The organism is Streptococcus sp. C300 (assembly GCF_000187645.1).
Classification (GTDB): Bacteria; Bacillota; Bacilli; order Lactobacillales; family Streptococcaceae; genus Streptococcus; species Streptococcus oralis_CQ.
This window is the reverse complement of the sequence record NZ_GL732466.1, coordinates 643265-660019: the sequence shown is the minus strand read 5'-3', so window position 1 is coordinate 660019 and position 16755 is coordinate 643265. Positions and strand designations below refer to the sequence as shown.

The following is a 16755-nucleotide window of genomic DNA, read 5'->3' as shown; positions in this document are numbered from 1 at the left end:
ATAATTTTATAATAGAAAACTTATTTTTCAGAATTTACCAAATTAATTCAAAAATTCTGAAAATTTTATTGACATGTTTCTGAAAAGGGACTATAATGGGGTGAAAGTTTTAAAGGAGAAAACAATGAAAAGTTCAAAACTACTTGCCCTTGCGGGTGTGACGTTATTGGCAGCTGCGACTCTTGCAGCCTGCTCTGGATCAAGTTCAAATGCTAAAGGTGAGAAAACATTCTCATACATTTACGAAACGGATCCTGATAACCTAAACTATTTGACAACTGGTAAGGCAGCTACAGCAAATATTACTAGTAACGTTATCGATGGCTTGCTTGAAAATGACCGCTATGGTAACTTTGTACCGTCTATGGCTGAGGATTGGTCTGTATCTAAGGATGGATTGACTTATACGTATACACTCCGAAAGGATGCAAAATGGTATACATCTGAAGGTGAGGAGTATGCAGAAGTTAAAGCTCAAGACTTTGTAACTGGTCTTAAGTATGCTGCTGATAAGAAATCAGATGGTCTTTATCTGGTTCAGGAATCTATCAAGGGATTGGATGCTTATGTCAAAGGAGAAATTACAGATTTTTCTCAAGTAGGAATCAAAGCTCTTGATGATTATACCGTTCAATACACATTGAACAAGCCAGAAAGTTTCTGGAATTCTAAGACAACAATGGGTGTTCTGGCTCCTGTTAATGAAGAATTTTTGAACTCTAAAGGGGATGACTTTGCTAAAGGTACGGACCCAAGTAGTATTCTCTATAATGGACCATTCTTACTCAAATCAATCGTAGCCAAATCATCAGTCGAGTTCGAAAAGAATCCAAACTATTGGGACAAAGACAATGTTCATCTTGATAAAGTGAAATTATCCTTCTGGGATGGCCAAGATACTAATAAGCCAACTGAAGCTTTCAAAGACGGTAGCTTTACAATGGCTCGCCTCTTCCCAACAAGTGCTAGTTACTCAGAGACTGAAAAAGCATTCAAAGACAATATCGTTTATACACAACAAGACTCTACTACTTATTTAGTAGGCACAAATATCGATCGTCAGTCTTATAAGTACACTTCTAAGACAACAGATGAGGAAAAAACATCAACCAAGAAGGCCCTTTTGAATAAGGACTTCCGTCAAGCTATTGCATTTGGTTTTGACAGAACAGCCTACGCTTCTCAAGTAAATGGTGCAAGCGGGGCTACTAAACTGCTTCGTAACTTATTTGTTCCCCCTACATTTGTACAGGCAGATGGGAAAAACTTTGGGGAATTAGTTAAGGAAAAATTGGTGACCTATGGAGATGAGTGGAGCAACGTAAACTTGGATGATGCCCAAGATGGACTCTACAATCCTGACAAAGCCAAAGCAGAGTTCGCTAAAGCTAAGGTGGCCCTTCAAGCGGAAGGTGTGAAATTCCCAATCCACTTGGATATGCCTGTAGATCAAACCAATACAACAAAAGTTCAACGTGTTCAATCTTTTAAACAGTCAGTTGAAGAAAATCTAGGATCAGATAATGTGGTTATCGACATCCAACAGCTCCAAAAAGATGATGTTCAAAACATTACCTACTTCGCTGAAACTGCGGCTGGAGAAGACTGGGATATCTCAGATAACGTGGGTTGGTCTCCAGACTATATCGATCCATCTACTTATCTTGATATTATCAAGCCTTCTGTAGGAGAAAATACGAAAACATATCTAGGATTTGATTCTGGGACAAACAACGCTGCGGCTAAGCAAGTCGGTTTAGAAGACTACGAAAAAATGGTTGTGGAAGCTGGTGAAGAAACTACTGATGTTTCAAAACGTTATGAGAAATATGCTGCTGCCCAAGCTTGGTTGACAGACAGTGCCTTGCTCATTCCAACAACTTCTCAAACTGGTCGTCCAATGTTGTCTAAGATGGTACCATTTACACTTCCATTTGCATACTCTGGTAACAAGGGTATGAGCGAAGCCCTTTTGTACAAATATCTAGAAGTACAAGATAAGGCAGTGACAACAGAAGAATACCAAAAAGCTCAAGAAAAATGGTTGAAAGAAAAAGAAGAGTCAAATAAAAAGGCCCAAGAAGAACTCGCAAACCATGTGAAATAACTTTAAAAAAGTAAAGGATTTAGCCATTGATATGATGGTTAAGTCCTTTTTTATCTTGGTATAAGTCCCTGAATGATTCCTGAATGATTAGAGATAGGATTTTTCAGAAAAGAGAAAATTTTAGTGAATTTTACCTATTTCCTATTGCTTTCTGGCCTTTTATTTGTTATATTAAAAGTACAATTATTTTTTATTTATAACAGTTAAGCAGAGCACTTTCAGAGAAAGGAGTATTTTTTAAAAACGAAATGTAAACGCTTACTGGAAAATGAAAGGATTTAGGAGTTCATGGATAAACGATTTTTTGAAAAACGCTGTAAGTTCAGTATTCGTAAGTTTACGCTTGGAGTAGCTTCGGTGATGATTGGAGCGACTTTCTTCGCAGCTAGCCCAGTATTAGCTGATCAAGCAAGAGTTGGTTCAACAGATAATTTGCCGAGTGAACTAGCTGATTTGGATAAGAAGGCTAGTGATGAGGGGCACGATTTTGACAAGGAAGCTGCCGCTCAGAATCCTGGTTCAGCTGAAACTACTGAAGGCCCACAAACAGAAGAAGAGTTGTTGGCTCAAGAAAAAGAAAAGTCTGAAAAGCCAAGCAATCTGCCAAAAGAATTAGAAGATAAGTTGGAGAAAGCTGAAGACAATGGGCGCGAAGTTGACAAGGATCAATTGGTCCAAGATACTGGCAAGCTCGTCCCAGAAGATGTGGCTAAAACGACCAATGGGGAATTAAACTACGGCGCGACTGTTAAGATTAAGACGCCATCAGGAGAAGGTAGCGGTATTGTCGTTGCTAAAGACCTTGTCTTGACGGTTTCTCATAACTTTATCAAGGATAGCCAGGACGGCAATATCCGTAAGGTTGTGGATAATGACCAAGGGGATGGAGATATCTATAGCATCTCATATCCAGGATTGCCAGATGTCAAGTTTAGCAAGAAAGATATTATTCATTGGGATCGTGAAGGCTACCTGAAGGGCTTCAAAAATGATTTGGCCCTAGTGAGATTGCGTACGGTTCTAGAAAATACGCCTGTTGAAGTAACTAAAAAGCCAGTAGTTAAGAAAATTGGAGATAAACTCCATGTCTTTGGTTATCCAGAAGGAAAATTGAATCCGATTGTCAATACTACAGTTGATTTTGCGGAACCATACGGAGAAGGTGTCCAAGGGATTGGTTACCAAGGAGGAAAACCGGGCGCTAGTGGTGGTGGTATCTTTGATACAGAAGGCAAACTAGTCGGTGTTCACCAAAATGGTGTAGTTGGAAAACGGAGCGGAGGCATTCTCTTCTCACCAGCTCAACTAAAATGGATCCAAGACCACATACAGGGAATTTCAAGTGTGAAACCAGCCGACTTGGAAGAGAAAGAGAAACCGGCTGAAGAAAAACCAAAAGAGGATAAACCTGCAGCTACTAAACCTGAAACACCTAAGGCAGTAACTCCTGAATGGCAAACAGTAGCGAATAAAGAGCAACAAGGAACCGTCACTATTCGTGAAGAAAAGGGTGTTCGCTACAATCAATTGTCTTCAACGGCCCAAAATGACAATGATGGCAAACCAGCTTTGTTTGAAAAACAAGGATTGACTGTCGATGCTAATGGAAATGCGACAGTTGATTTAACCTTCAAAGATGATTCTGAAAAGGGCAAATCACGCTTTGGTGTCTTCTTGAAATTTAAAGATACCAAGAACAATGTTTTTGTTGGATATGACCAAGGTGGCTGGTTCTGGGAATACAAAACTCCAGGTAATAGCACATGGTATAAAGGCAACCGTGTGGCAGCACCAGAACCAGGTTCTGTAAATCGTCTTTCTATCACTCTCAAGTCAGATGGACAACTCAATGCCAGCAACAATGATGTCAATCTCTTTGACACAGTGACCCTACCTGGGGCGGTCAATGAGAATCTTAAAAATGAGAAGAAGATCCTTCTCAAGGCAGGAACTTATAGCAATGATCGCACGGTTGTCAGCGTTAAAACAGACAATCAAGAAGGTGTAAAAGCGGATGATACTCCTGCCCAGAAAGAAACAGGTCCGGCCGTTGACGATAGCAAGGTGACTTATGATACGATCCAGTCTAAGGTTCTCAAGGCAGTGATTGACCAAGCCTTCCCTCGTGTCAAGGAATACACCTTGAATGGACATACTTTGCCAGGACAGGTGCAACAGTTCAACCAAGTCTTTATCAATAATCACCGAATCACCCCGGAAGTCACTTATAAGAAAATCAATGAGACAACAGCAGAGTACGTGATGAAGCTTCGCGATGATGCTCACTTAATCAATGCGGAAATGACGGTTCGTCTGCAAGTTGTGGATAATCAATTGCACTTTGATGTGACCAAGATTGTCAACCACAATCAAGTCACCCCAGGTCAAAAGATTGATGACGAAAGAAAATTGCTTTCTACGATTAGTTTCCTTGGTAATGCTTTGGTCTCTGTTTCGAGTGATCAAGCTGGTGCTAAGTTTGATGGGGCAACCATGTCAAACAATACCCATGTCAGCGGGGATGATCATATCGATGTAACCAATCCAATGAAAGATTTGGCTAAGGGTTACATGTATGGATTTGTTTCTACAGATAAGCTTGCTGCAGGTGTTTGGAGTAATTCTCAAAATAGCTATGGTGGTGGTTCGAATGACTGGACTCGTTTGACAGCTTATAAAGAAACAGTCGGAAATGCCAACTATGTCGGAATTCACAGCTCTGAGTGGCAATGGGAAAAAGCTTATAAGGGCATTGTTTTCCCAGAATACACCAAGGAACTGCCAAGTGCCAAGGTTGTTATCACCGAAGATGCCAATGCTGACAACAAAGTCGACTGGCAAGATGGTGCCATTGCTTATCGTAGCATCATGAACAACCCTCAAGGTTGGGAAAAAGTCAAGGATATCACTGCTTACCGTATCGCGATGAACTTTGGTTCTCAAGCACAAAACCCATTCCTTATGACCTTGGATGGTATCAAGAAAATTAATCTCCACACAGATGGTCTTGGGCAAGGTGTTCTCCTTAAAGGATATGGTAGTGAAGGCCACGACTCTGGTCACTTGAACTATGCTGATATTGGTAAACGTATTGGTGGTGTTGAAGACTTCAAGACCTTGATCGAAAAAGCGAAGAAATATGGAGCTCATCTAGGTATCCACGTGAACGCATCTGAGACCTATCCTGAGTCTAAATACTTTAATGAAAATATTCTTCGTAAGAATCCAGATGGAAGCTACAGCTATGGTTGGAACTGGCTAGACCAAGGTATCAACATTGATGCTGCTTATGACTTGGCGCATGGACGTTTGGCTCGCTGGGAAGACTTGAAGAAAAAACTTGGTGATGGTCTCGACTTTATCTATGTGGACGTTTGGGGCAATGGCCAATCAGGTGATAACGGTGCCTGGGCTACCCACGTTCTTGCTAAAGAGATCAACAAACAAGGCTGGCGCTTTGCGATCGAGTGGGGTCATGGTGGTGAATACGACTCTACCTTCCAACACTGGGCAGCTGACTTGACCTATGGTGGCTATACTAATAAAGGTATCAACAGTGCTATCACCCGCTTTATCCGCAACCACCAAAAAGATTCTTGGGTTGGGGACTACAGAAGTTACGGTGGTGCAGCCAACTACCCACTTCTAGGTGGCTACAGCATGAAAGACTTTGAAGGCTGGCAAGGAAGAAGCGACTACAATGGCTATGTAACCAACTTATTTGCCCATGATGTCATGACTAAGTACTTCCAACACTTCACTGTAAGTAAATGGGAAAATGGTACACCAGTTACCATGACCGATAATGGTAGCACCTATAAATGGACTCCAGAAATGAAGGTTGAGCTAGTCGATGCAGCAGGTAACAAGGTTGTTGTGACTCGTAAGTCAAATGATGTCAATAGCCCGCAATACCGCGAACGTACAGTAACGCTCAACGGACGTGTCATCCAAGATGGTTCAGCTTACTTGACTCCTTGGAACTGGGATGCGAATGGTAAGAAACTTCCTACTGATAAGGAAAAAATGTACTACTTCAATACGCAGGCCGGTGCAACAACTTGGACACTTCCAAGCGATTGGGCAAATAGCAAGGTTTACCTTTACAAGCTAACTGACCAAGGTAAGACAGAAGAGCAAGAACTAACTGTAACAGATGGTAAGATTACCCTAGACCTTCTAGCAAATCAACCATACGTTCTCTACCGTTCAAAACAAACCAATCCTGAAATGTCATGGAGCGAAGGCATGCACATCTATGACCAAGGATTTAACAGTGGAACCTTGAAACACTGGACCATTTCTGGTGATGCATCTAAGGCAGAAATTGTCAAATCACAGGGTGCAAATGAAATGCTTCGTATCCAAGGTAATAAGAGCAAGGTCAGCCTTACTCAGAAACTGACTGGCTTGAAACCAAATACCAAGTATGCGGTTTATGTCGGTGTTGATAACCGTAGTAATGCTAAGGCAAGTATCACAGTGAATACTGGCGAGAAAGAAGTGACTACCTACACCAATAAGTCACTCGCTCTCAACTATATCAAAGCTTATGCTCATAACAATCGTCGTGAAAATGCTACAGTTGATGATACAAGTTACTTCCAAAACATGTACGCCTTCTTTACAACTGGATCGGACGTATCAAATGTCACTCTGACATTGAGTCGTGAAGCTGGTGATGAAGCAACTTACTTTGATGAAATTCGTACCTTCGAAAACAATTCAAGCATGTACGGGGACAAGCATGATACAGGTCAAGGAACCTTCAAACAAGACTTTGAAAATGTAGCTCAAGGAATCTTCCCATTTGTAGTGGGTGGTGTCGAAGGTGTCGAAGACAACCGGACTCACTTGTCTGAAAAACACGATCCATATACACAGCGTGGTTGGAACGGTAAGAAAGTCGATGATGTTATCGATGGAAATTGGTCACTCAAGACTAACGGACTGGTTAGCCGTCGTAACTTGGTTTACCAAACCATCCCACAAAACTTCCGCTTTGAGGCAGGTAAGACTTACCGTGTAACCTTTGAATACGAAGCTGGATCAGACAATACCTATGCTTTTGTAGTTGGTAAGGGAGAATTCCAGTCAGGTCGTCGTGGTAGTCAAGCAAGCAACTTGGAAATGCATGAATTGCCAAATACTTGGACGGATTCTAAGAAAGCCAAGAAGGCAACCTTCCTCGTGACAGGTGCAGAAACAGGCGATACTTGGGTAGGTATCTACTCAACTGGAAATGCAAGCAATACTCATGGAGATGCTGGCGGAAATGCCAACTTCCGTGGTTATAACGACTTCATGATGGATAATCTTCACATCGAGGAAATTACCCTAACAGGTAAGATGTTGACAGAAAATGCTCTCAAGAACTACTTGCCAACGGTTGCCATGACCAACTATACGAAAGAGTCTATGGATGCTTTGAAAGAGGCGGTCTTTAACCTCAGTCAGGCAGATGATGACATTAGCGTAGAAGAAGCGCGTGCAGAGATTGCTAAGATTGAAGCCTTGAAGAATGCTTTGGTTCAGAAGAAGACAGCCTTGGTAGCAGAAGACTTTGAAAGTTTGGATGCGCCAGCTCAACCAGGTGAAGGTCTAGAGAATGCCTTTGATGGCAATGTTTCTAGCCTATGGCATACATCTTGGAATGGAGGAGATGTAGGCAAGCCTGCAACCATGGTCTTGAAAGAACCTACTGAAATCACAGGACTTCGCTATGTTCCACGTGCCTCTGATTCAAATGGAAACTTGCGAGATGTGAAACTGGTTGTCACAGATGAGTCTGGTAAGGAACATACTTTCACCGTAACAGATTGGCCAAATAACAACAAGCCAAAAGACATTGACTTTGGCAAGACAATCAAGGCTAAGAAAATTGTCCTTACTGGTACCAAGACTTACGGAGATGGTGGCGATAAATACCAATCTGCAGCGGAACTCATCTTTACCCGTCCACAGGTAGCAGAAACACCACTTGACATGTCTGGCTATGAAGCAGCTTTAGCTAAGGCGCAGAAATTAACAGACAAAGACAATCAAGAGGAAGTAGCTAGCGTTAAGGCAAGCATGAAATATGCGACGGATAACCATCTCTTGACGGAAAGAATGGTGGCCTACTTCGCAGACTATCTCAATCAATTAAAAGATTCTGCTACGAAACCAGATGCTCCAACAAGTAGCAAGGGAGAAGAACAACCACCAGTTCTTGATGTACCTGAGTTCAAAGGCGGCGTCAATGCAGCAGAAGCAGCTGTACATGAGGTTCCTGAGTTCAAGGGCGGCGTTAATGCAGTTCAAGCCTTGGTTCACGAATTACCAGAATACAAGGGTGGAGCCAATGCGGTTCTAGCAGCTACAAATGAAGTCCCTGAGTTTAAGGGTGGCGTCAATGCGGTTCAAGCCTTGGTAAACGAGAAACCAGCCTACACAGGTGTATTGGCTACTGCTGGAGATCAAGCAGCTCCAACAGTTGAAAAACCTGAGTACCCGCTCACTCCAAGCCCAGTAGTTGATGCCAAAACTCTGGAAGATAAAGAAGAGCAACTTCCTGCTACAGGAGAACATGGTTCAGAAGCAGCCCTCTTCTTAGCAAGTGTGAGCATCGCTTTATCTGCTGCGGTCCTTGCGACAAAACGTAAAGAAGAGTAATGAGATTTGATTTCAGCAGTTCAAAGCAACTCGAATCAAAAAGGAACAAACAGCCGGAGAGGACCTCTTGGTTCTCTCCTTTTTCAAAGGAGAAATGATACCGCTTACTCAGGTATGCGGATGAAAGGAATAGGAGAAAGATGGATAGACATTTTTTTGAGAAACGCTGTCACTATAGTATAAGAAAATTTGCAATCGGTGCAGCCTCCGTGATGATTGGTGCTAGTATCTTTGGCGCCAATATGGTTCAGGCAGCAGAAACAGCAGCTCCTTCAGAAACAGAGGGAAGCATCACCCATGTTGAAGCACTGGATAAGTTACCCGATGATTTAGCCGATGCGCTTAAAAAGGCGGATGCAGAAGCTGCAACAGAAGCAAGTCATGAAGAAACTCCAGCGACTGATGAGGGAACCAATCCTGCAGCAAGTGAAGAGGCAAAACCAGAGGCAAGCCCTGCAAGTCCCAAGCCAGCAGAAACGCCGAAACCGGTTGAAACACCAAAGGCAGACAAACAACCTGCGGAAACCACTACACCAGCAGTAAAACCAGCTGAAAAGACAATCGAAGATAGAGAAGATGTCAACCATCTCGAAGGTGCTACTGCTCAGGCAAGCAACCATGAGACTGGGACCAACTTTACTGCAGATAAGGCTATCGATGGAGATGACAATACCCGTTGGGCTACAGATAGAGATGCAGTAAAACCAACTTTTGAATTAACTCTTCCAAAAACTACCCTCATCAAGCATGTAGAAATAGACTGGGATCGTCGTCTTCGTAATGGGCAAAATGACCCCAATATCAAATCTTGGAGTCTCTACTACGCAGGTCAAGAAGACGTGGGCGCTAACGGAGAAAAACAATGGAAACTCGCTCATACCAAGACTGGAGATCCTGTTTTAGACGAGAAAGTTGACTTAGCCAATAGTATTCAAGCTAAATATCTCAAGTTAGAGATCAATGACTATCAAGCGGGCACAATGAACTGGAGAAACGTTGGAATCCAAGAAATTCGAGCTTATTCTAACGTTCCGGACCATAGTAAGGTAACGGATATCCGCCAAGTAACCGAACTAACAGTAGCAGAAGATGGACAGTCTCTTGTCTTACCAACTTTACCAGGGAAAGTTAGCCTTATCGGAAGCAACAAGCAAGGTGTGATTGACCTTCAAAATCACATCTATAAGCCTTTGACAGACCAACGCGTCAAGGTCATGGTCCAACAAATCAAAGATAGTCATACTTTCACTAAGGAATTTGAAGTAGTCATCAAGGGGCTACATCAGGACGAAGGTGTGGGTGTCAAACCAAAAGTAGCACCAGCTGTTCAACAATGGTATGGGAAAGAAGGTCAATCTTCTATTACTTCAGATACAGTTCTTGCGACAGGAGATTCTGGCTTTGATCAGGCTGCAACCTTCTACCAGTCAGACCTTGCCAGCCGAGGATTGGAACTTGCAACTGGTGACAAACAGGCTCAAAAACGAATCGAGTTTAAAAAGGTTGAAAACAAAGGTTATGGTAAGGAAGGCTATGGGATCACTATCCAAGATGATGTGATTACCATCGAAGCTGCCACGAACACAGGGGCCTTCTACGCAACTCGTACTCTTCTTCAGATGGGAGAAACAGACCTACAAAATGGCGAAATTCGTGATTTCCCAAGTTTCAGCCATCGTGGCTTTATGCTAGATACAGGTCGTAAATTTATCCCTTATGACACCCTTGTAGACATCATGCTCAACATGGCCTACTACAAGATGAACGACTTGCAGTTGCACCTTAATGATAACTATATCTTCCTTAAGGAACACTTGGCAGGTAAGAATTTAACTCCAGAAGAACAACTCAAGTATGTACTTGAACATGCCAAGACTGGTTTCCGTGTGGAGACAGATATTGTCGGTACGAATGGTCAAAAATTAACATCAGATGAGCATTATACCAAAGAAGAAATGCAAAATCTGATTAAACTTGCCAAGGCCTTGCATATCAACCTAGTACCAGAAATTGACACACCAGGTCATGCACTATCATTTGTCAAAGTTCGTCCAGACCTCATGTATCAAGGTAGTTTGAGCGATTATGCAGGCAAGCACAATGTTGAACGTGTTGCCATGCTCGACCTAGATAATAAATACGATGAAACGCTAGCTTTTGTCAAATCAGTTTATGACAAACTCCTCGATGGTCCAGATGCACCGCTTCATGGCGTGTCCACTGTTCATATCGGAACGGATGAATACTATGGCAGCAGAGAAAGTTACCGTCGCTATGTCAATGATTTGACCCAATATATCAAGTCTAAAGGTTACACCCCTCGTATCTGGGGCTCACTCAGTGCGAAACGTGGAAACACTCCTGTTGATTGGAACGGAGTAGAGGTTGATATCTGGAGTATCGGATGGCAACGACCAAATGAAGCCATTGCTCAGGGAGCTAAGATTATCAACATCACGGATGTACCGACCTATAGTGTTCCAAGTGGAAGCAATAGTCAAGCAGCCTACGGGGACTATGCTAACTACGAACGTCAGTACAATAGCTGGACACCAAATGATTTTAGAACAGGTGGAGGTCCACTTCTACCAGCTTCTCATCCAAGTATCCTTGGTGGTGGTCACGCAGTTTGGAATGACAATATTGACCTTCATGAGACAGGTTTGACCTCTTATGATATCTTTAAACGCTTCTTCAAGAGCATGCAAACTACTGCGGAACGCACCTGGGGATCCGATCGTGCAGCTGCGACCTTTGCAGAACGCACCCTACCAACCAGTCCTTATGCGCCGCAGTCAAATCCTGATAAAGAGATTGATCAAAGCGACTTGTTTACCATCAATCCTGAAACAGTCAAGAACTATGCAAGCAAGAAAGTGAAGGCAAGCGAACAGGGATTGGCTTTTGAGAAAGATAGCAGTATCGAAGGCTTGGCTGGTGATGTTGGTCCAAGTCATGTCTTGAAGTTTGATGTAACTGTCACTGGAGACGGGGAACAAACCTTCTCAACAAGTGGGGACAACCGTATCTATCTAGCTGATAAAGACGGCTACCTTGCTTATCAATTTGAACAGTTCCATATCCAATTCAATAAAAAACTTGAAAAGAACAAACGTTATCAAATCTCTATCGTAACCAAACCACAATCTACAGAAGTCTATGTGGATGGTGAAAAGATTGAGCGTATTGCAAATCCAGCCCACCCTCGCTTTGCCCACAATAGCTTGGTACTACCGCTTGAAAGCATCGGTGGTTTCAAAGGGATCTTGCATAGTGCAGAGTTGTCAGACAAACCATTTGTAAATCCTCGTTTGATTTCAAATGATAAGATTACTGCAACGGCAAGCAGTCAGCAACTTCCAGGAAACGCGACTGAAGGCGCTGTTGAAAAGGCCTTTGACAATGATCCAAATACCTTCTGGCATACTAAGTGGACTGGTGACACTGCGCCATACACCCTTACTATGACCTTGAAAGAAGCAGAAAAAGTCAATGGCTTGACTTATCTCCCACGTCCAGGTGGTGGAAATGGTGTCGTGACGCGCTACGAAATCTACGCACAAAAAGATGGCCAAATGGTCAAGGTTTCAGAAGGAAACTGGGACAACAACGCCCAAGAAAAAACAGTCAACTTTGCGGCGGTGCATACCAACAAGATTGAGTTGAAAGTATTGGAAGGCGTTGGTGGTTTTGCAAGTGCAGCTGAAGTTCATCTATTAAAACCTGTCAAAGAAGAGCAAGAAACGCCTGCACCAAGTCAACCAGAAAAACCAACTACACCAGAAAAACCAAAAGTAGAGCAAACAGGTGATGGAACAGTTGAATTGGCAGATCAATTCACTGCAAGTAAACCAGCTAGTGAAGACAGCATTGCAGCTGCTAGCAAGAGCGCAGACTATCTCAAGAAAGAGTACAAGGTCTTCCCAACTCCACAAAAAGTGACTTATGGCGAAGGTGTTACAGCTCTTCGCAAGCAAGTCAATCTGGTCATGGGCGATCAACTCGATATCTATACTCGCAATCGCTTGAAGAGTGTCTTGCAGGACAATCAAGTATCTTATACAACTGGTAAGGCAGCAATCGCTGGCGCAACCAATATCTATCTTGGAGTGCATGGACAAGGTTCACAAGCAGAGCAAAACTTGTCCAATGTTTCAGCAGGTCTCTTTGACAAGATCGACGCCTATGTCTTGAGCATCAAGGATAATTCGATTTCCATCGTCGGAAAAGACACAGATGCAGTCTTCTATGGTTTGACAACTTTGAAACACATGCTCAAGGAAAGCCAAGTGCCAGTCCTTCGCAATGTAACAGTAGAAGATTACGCAGAGCTCAAGAACCGTGGTTTCATCGAAGGTTACTATGGAAATCCATGGTCGAATGCCGATCGTGCAGAGCTCATGCGTTATGGTGGCGATTTGAAATTGAACCAATACTTCTTTGCACCAAAAGATGATCCATACCACAACAAGAAATGGCGTGAACTCTATCCAGAAGAAAAACTAGCTGAAATCCGTGAACTTGCTCGTGTTGGAAATCAAAGTAAAACCCGCTATGTCTGGACTATCCATCCATTCATGAACAACCGCATCCGCTTTGGCAATGAAGCGCACTACCAAGAAGATTTGGCAACCATCAAGGCCAAATTTACCCAGTTGATGAAAGTGGGTGTTCGTGAGTTTGGTATTCTAGCAGATGATGCACCAAGTCCTGTCGGAGGCTACAATAGCTACAACCGCTTGATGAAAGACATGACGGATTGGTTGACTGAAATGCAGGGAACTTACAGCGGTCTTCGTAAAGAAATGATCTTTGTTCCTGGCCAGTATTGGGGTAATGGACGTGAGGATGAGTTGAAATCCCTCAATGAAAATCTCCCAAGTTCAACATCCATGACCTTGACGGGTGGTAAGATTTGGGGTGAAGTCTCTGAAAGCTTCCTTTCCACTCTCAAGAACAATCTATCCGCAGGAGGCAAGACCTATCGCCCAGTTTCACTTTGGATTAACTGGCCTGTAACAGATAACTCTAAACAACACTTGATTCTAGGTGGTGGTGAGAAATTCCTTCATCCGAATGTAGATCCTAGCTTGCTATCTGGTATCATGTTGAACCCAATGCAACAGTCTGAACCATCTAAGATTGCCCTCTTTTCAGGAGCTCAATACTCATGGAAACAGTGGAAATCAGAAGAAGAAGCTAAGAAAATCAATGATATTGCCTTCAACTTTGTAGAAAATGGTCATTTTGAAGATAGCAAGGTATCAGCAGCCTTCCGCGAACTTGGTAAGCACATGATCAACCAAAACATGGATACTCGTGTCGTCAAACTAGAAGAATCTGTAGACTTGGCTCCAAAATTGACAGACTTCATGACTAAGCTCAAAGCAGGTCAGGATGTGACTGCAGAACGTGCAGCCTTGCGTGCAGAATTTGCCAAGATTAAAGAAGCAGCCGAACTCTATAAAGCATCAGGCGATAAAAAAATGGTTGCGCAAATCCACTATTGGTTGGATAATGCAATCGACCAAATGAATGCTCTCGATGCCTTCCTTACAGGAACTGAAGCCATGGCTACAAACGATGCAGCCAAACTTTGGGATAGCTACTATAAAGGTTTGAAATTGTACGAACAGTCTCAAACTCACACCTTCCATTATGTAGACCATATGGAAAAAGCTGAATTGGGTGTTCAACATATTCGTCCATTTATCCTATCCTTGAAAGAAGTTCTAGCGTCTGAAGTTCAAAAAGTCTTGCATCCAGACCAAATCATCAGTACCTTTATCACCAATCGAACAGGTGTAGAAGGTGGTTTGGCAGAAGTAACGGATGGCGACTTGGCAACTCATGCGATTATTAAATCACCAAACAGCATCAAGACAGGTGATTATATTGGTATGAAGTTCAACAAACCAGTAGCGATTCAAACCTTGACCTTTGCTATGGGAACGCAGGCCAATCCACGTGATACCTTTAGTAAGGCAGAAGTGCAGTATCAAGATGAAAATGATAACTGGGTAACTTTGAAAGAGCCAAGCTATGTCGGAAATGAATCCCTTCTTAAGTTTGAAAATCTCAAAATCAAGGCCAAGGCAGTTCGCATGATTGCGACAGCAGACCGCGAGAACACTTGGTTTGCAGTTCAGGAAATTGCAGTCAACCGTCCAGTTGAAAAAGCTCGTAGCCAACAAGCAACGACAGTTAGTCTAAGCTCAAATCTAGTTTATAAACTAAATACCTCAGCCCGTCAAATCACTGATGGCAAGGACAATACAGAAGCCATGATGGCAAATGCTGATGGAAGCAATACAACTCCAGTAGATGCCTGGGCACAACTGGACCTCGGTGAAGTCAAGTCAGTCACTAAAGTACGACTTCGCCAAGGAACGGGTGATAAGCTTGCCGCAGGTGTACTTGAGTACTCTACAGATGGGACTGCATGGCAAGAGTTAGATCGCCTATCAGGAGAACAAACCAAGGAAGTGACCAGAGCTATTAATGCTCGTTACATCCGAGTCCGCAATACCAAGGCTCTCGACCTATGGTGGCGTATCCAGGACTTCTCTGTTGAGACACGTTCTGGAAATAGTGAGTTAACAGACACCAACGTGGAATCATTGAAGGAAACGCCGGTAGTGGATAGCTTAGGCAGTTACGAGCTTCAAATTCCAGCTGGAACCAAACTCCCTGCTCATAGCTATCTAGGTATGAAGCTTGACCGTATCCATCAGATCAAGAGCATCCAGCTCAAAGGTCAGGCCAACCCAGCTCTTAGTCTTGAGTACTCTGCAAATGCGCAAGAATGGACGCCGGCTAGCCAGTTGACTGACAGATCTGTAGTGAGCCACTTGGTACGTTATGTTCGTTTGGTCAATAAAACAGATCAGGAACAAGCTGTGACAGCCACTTCTCTCCTTGTGACAACCAAAGAAGTGCAACCAACCAAACTAGAATCTACAACTATGGGCATTCATCCAACTTACGGAAGCAATGATGTTCGTAAACTGAACAACCTAGATCAACTATTTGACGGTGTTTACAACAACTTTGTTGAGTTTTCAGATTACGCCCATAAAGATGGTCACGTAACCTTGAAACTTGGCAGTGAACGTACCATCAAGAAAATCAGAGCCTACATCCAAGACGGAACTCAAAACTACCTTCGTGATGGTAAGATTCAAGTCAGCCAAGACGGTAAAACTTGGACAGATGTCGTGACAGTAGGAGATGGTGTAGCCAATAGCCAACACGATGATTCATTGACAGATGGTTGGACACACGATTCTAAGATGCCAGGAAATCGCTATATCGAGGGTGAATTGACGACACCAGTTAAAGCTAACTATCTCCGTGTCCTCTATACAGCAGACTATGATGCCCGTTTTGTAGGCTTTACAGAATTGGTCATCAACGATGGTGAATTTGTCAAACCAATCAATGATCCAACAGTAGAAGGAAACGGTGGAGAAAGCCAAGGCAACTTCTACAATAATCTTGTAGACGGAAAAGTCTTGACCAGCTACAAGTCTGAAAAAGAAAAGGGGGAGTTGGTGTATCACTTGTCTGAGCCGACCAATGCTAACCACCTTCGTCTCGTTTCCAGTCTTCCTGAAGGAGCTAAGGCACGTGTTCTTGCTAGAACACTCAAGGATGGTCAAGACAGTTGGCTAGACCTCGGTGCCATTACATCCAGTCTCCAAACTTTCGCTATCCGAAATGGTGGCTCTCTTCTAGACGTCAAATTAGTCTGGGAAGGTGGCAAGGCTGAGTTTTATGAATTGGCAAGCTTCCATCAAGAATTAACAGAAGAACCGGTTCAATCAAGCAAGGGCGAAGAGCCAGCACCCGTTCTTGAGGTTCCTGAATTCACAGGTGGTGTCAATGCAGTTGAAGCCCTAGTACATGAACTTCCAGAGTACACAGGCGCAGTAGCGACAGTAGGAGACCAAGTTGCTCCAACAGTAGAGAAACCTGAGTTCAAGGGTGGTGTC

Annotated in this window: 3 protein-coding genes; all 3 read left to right on the top strand. The window is 43.2% G+C overall.

Translation table 11 applies throughout. From position 1 onward, the window contains the following. Window positions 1–124 precede the first annotated feature (124 nt). Entirely contained in the window at window positions 125–2107 is a 1983-nt protein-coding gene (locus HMPREF0849_RS03130) for a peptide ABC transporter substrate-binding protein (RefSeq protein WP_000842590.1), read from the top strand. 288 nt (window positions 2108–2395) lie between these two features. Further along, window positions 2396–8761 (top strand): SpGH101 family endo-alpha-N-acetylgalactosaminidase, encoded by a 6366-nt coding sequence (locus HMPREF0849_RS03125; protein ID WP_000361146.1) that lies wholly within the window; start codon window positions 2396–2398, stop codon window positions 8759–8761. Window positions 8762–8901: 140 nt separating this feature from the next. Further along, window positions 8902–16755 (top strand): SIALI-17 repeat-containing surface protein (locus tag HMPREF0849_RS03120; protein ID WP_009013557.1); only part of this gene is annotated, 7854 nt, incomplete at its 3' end.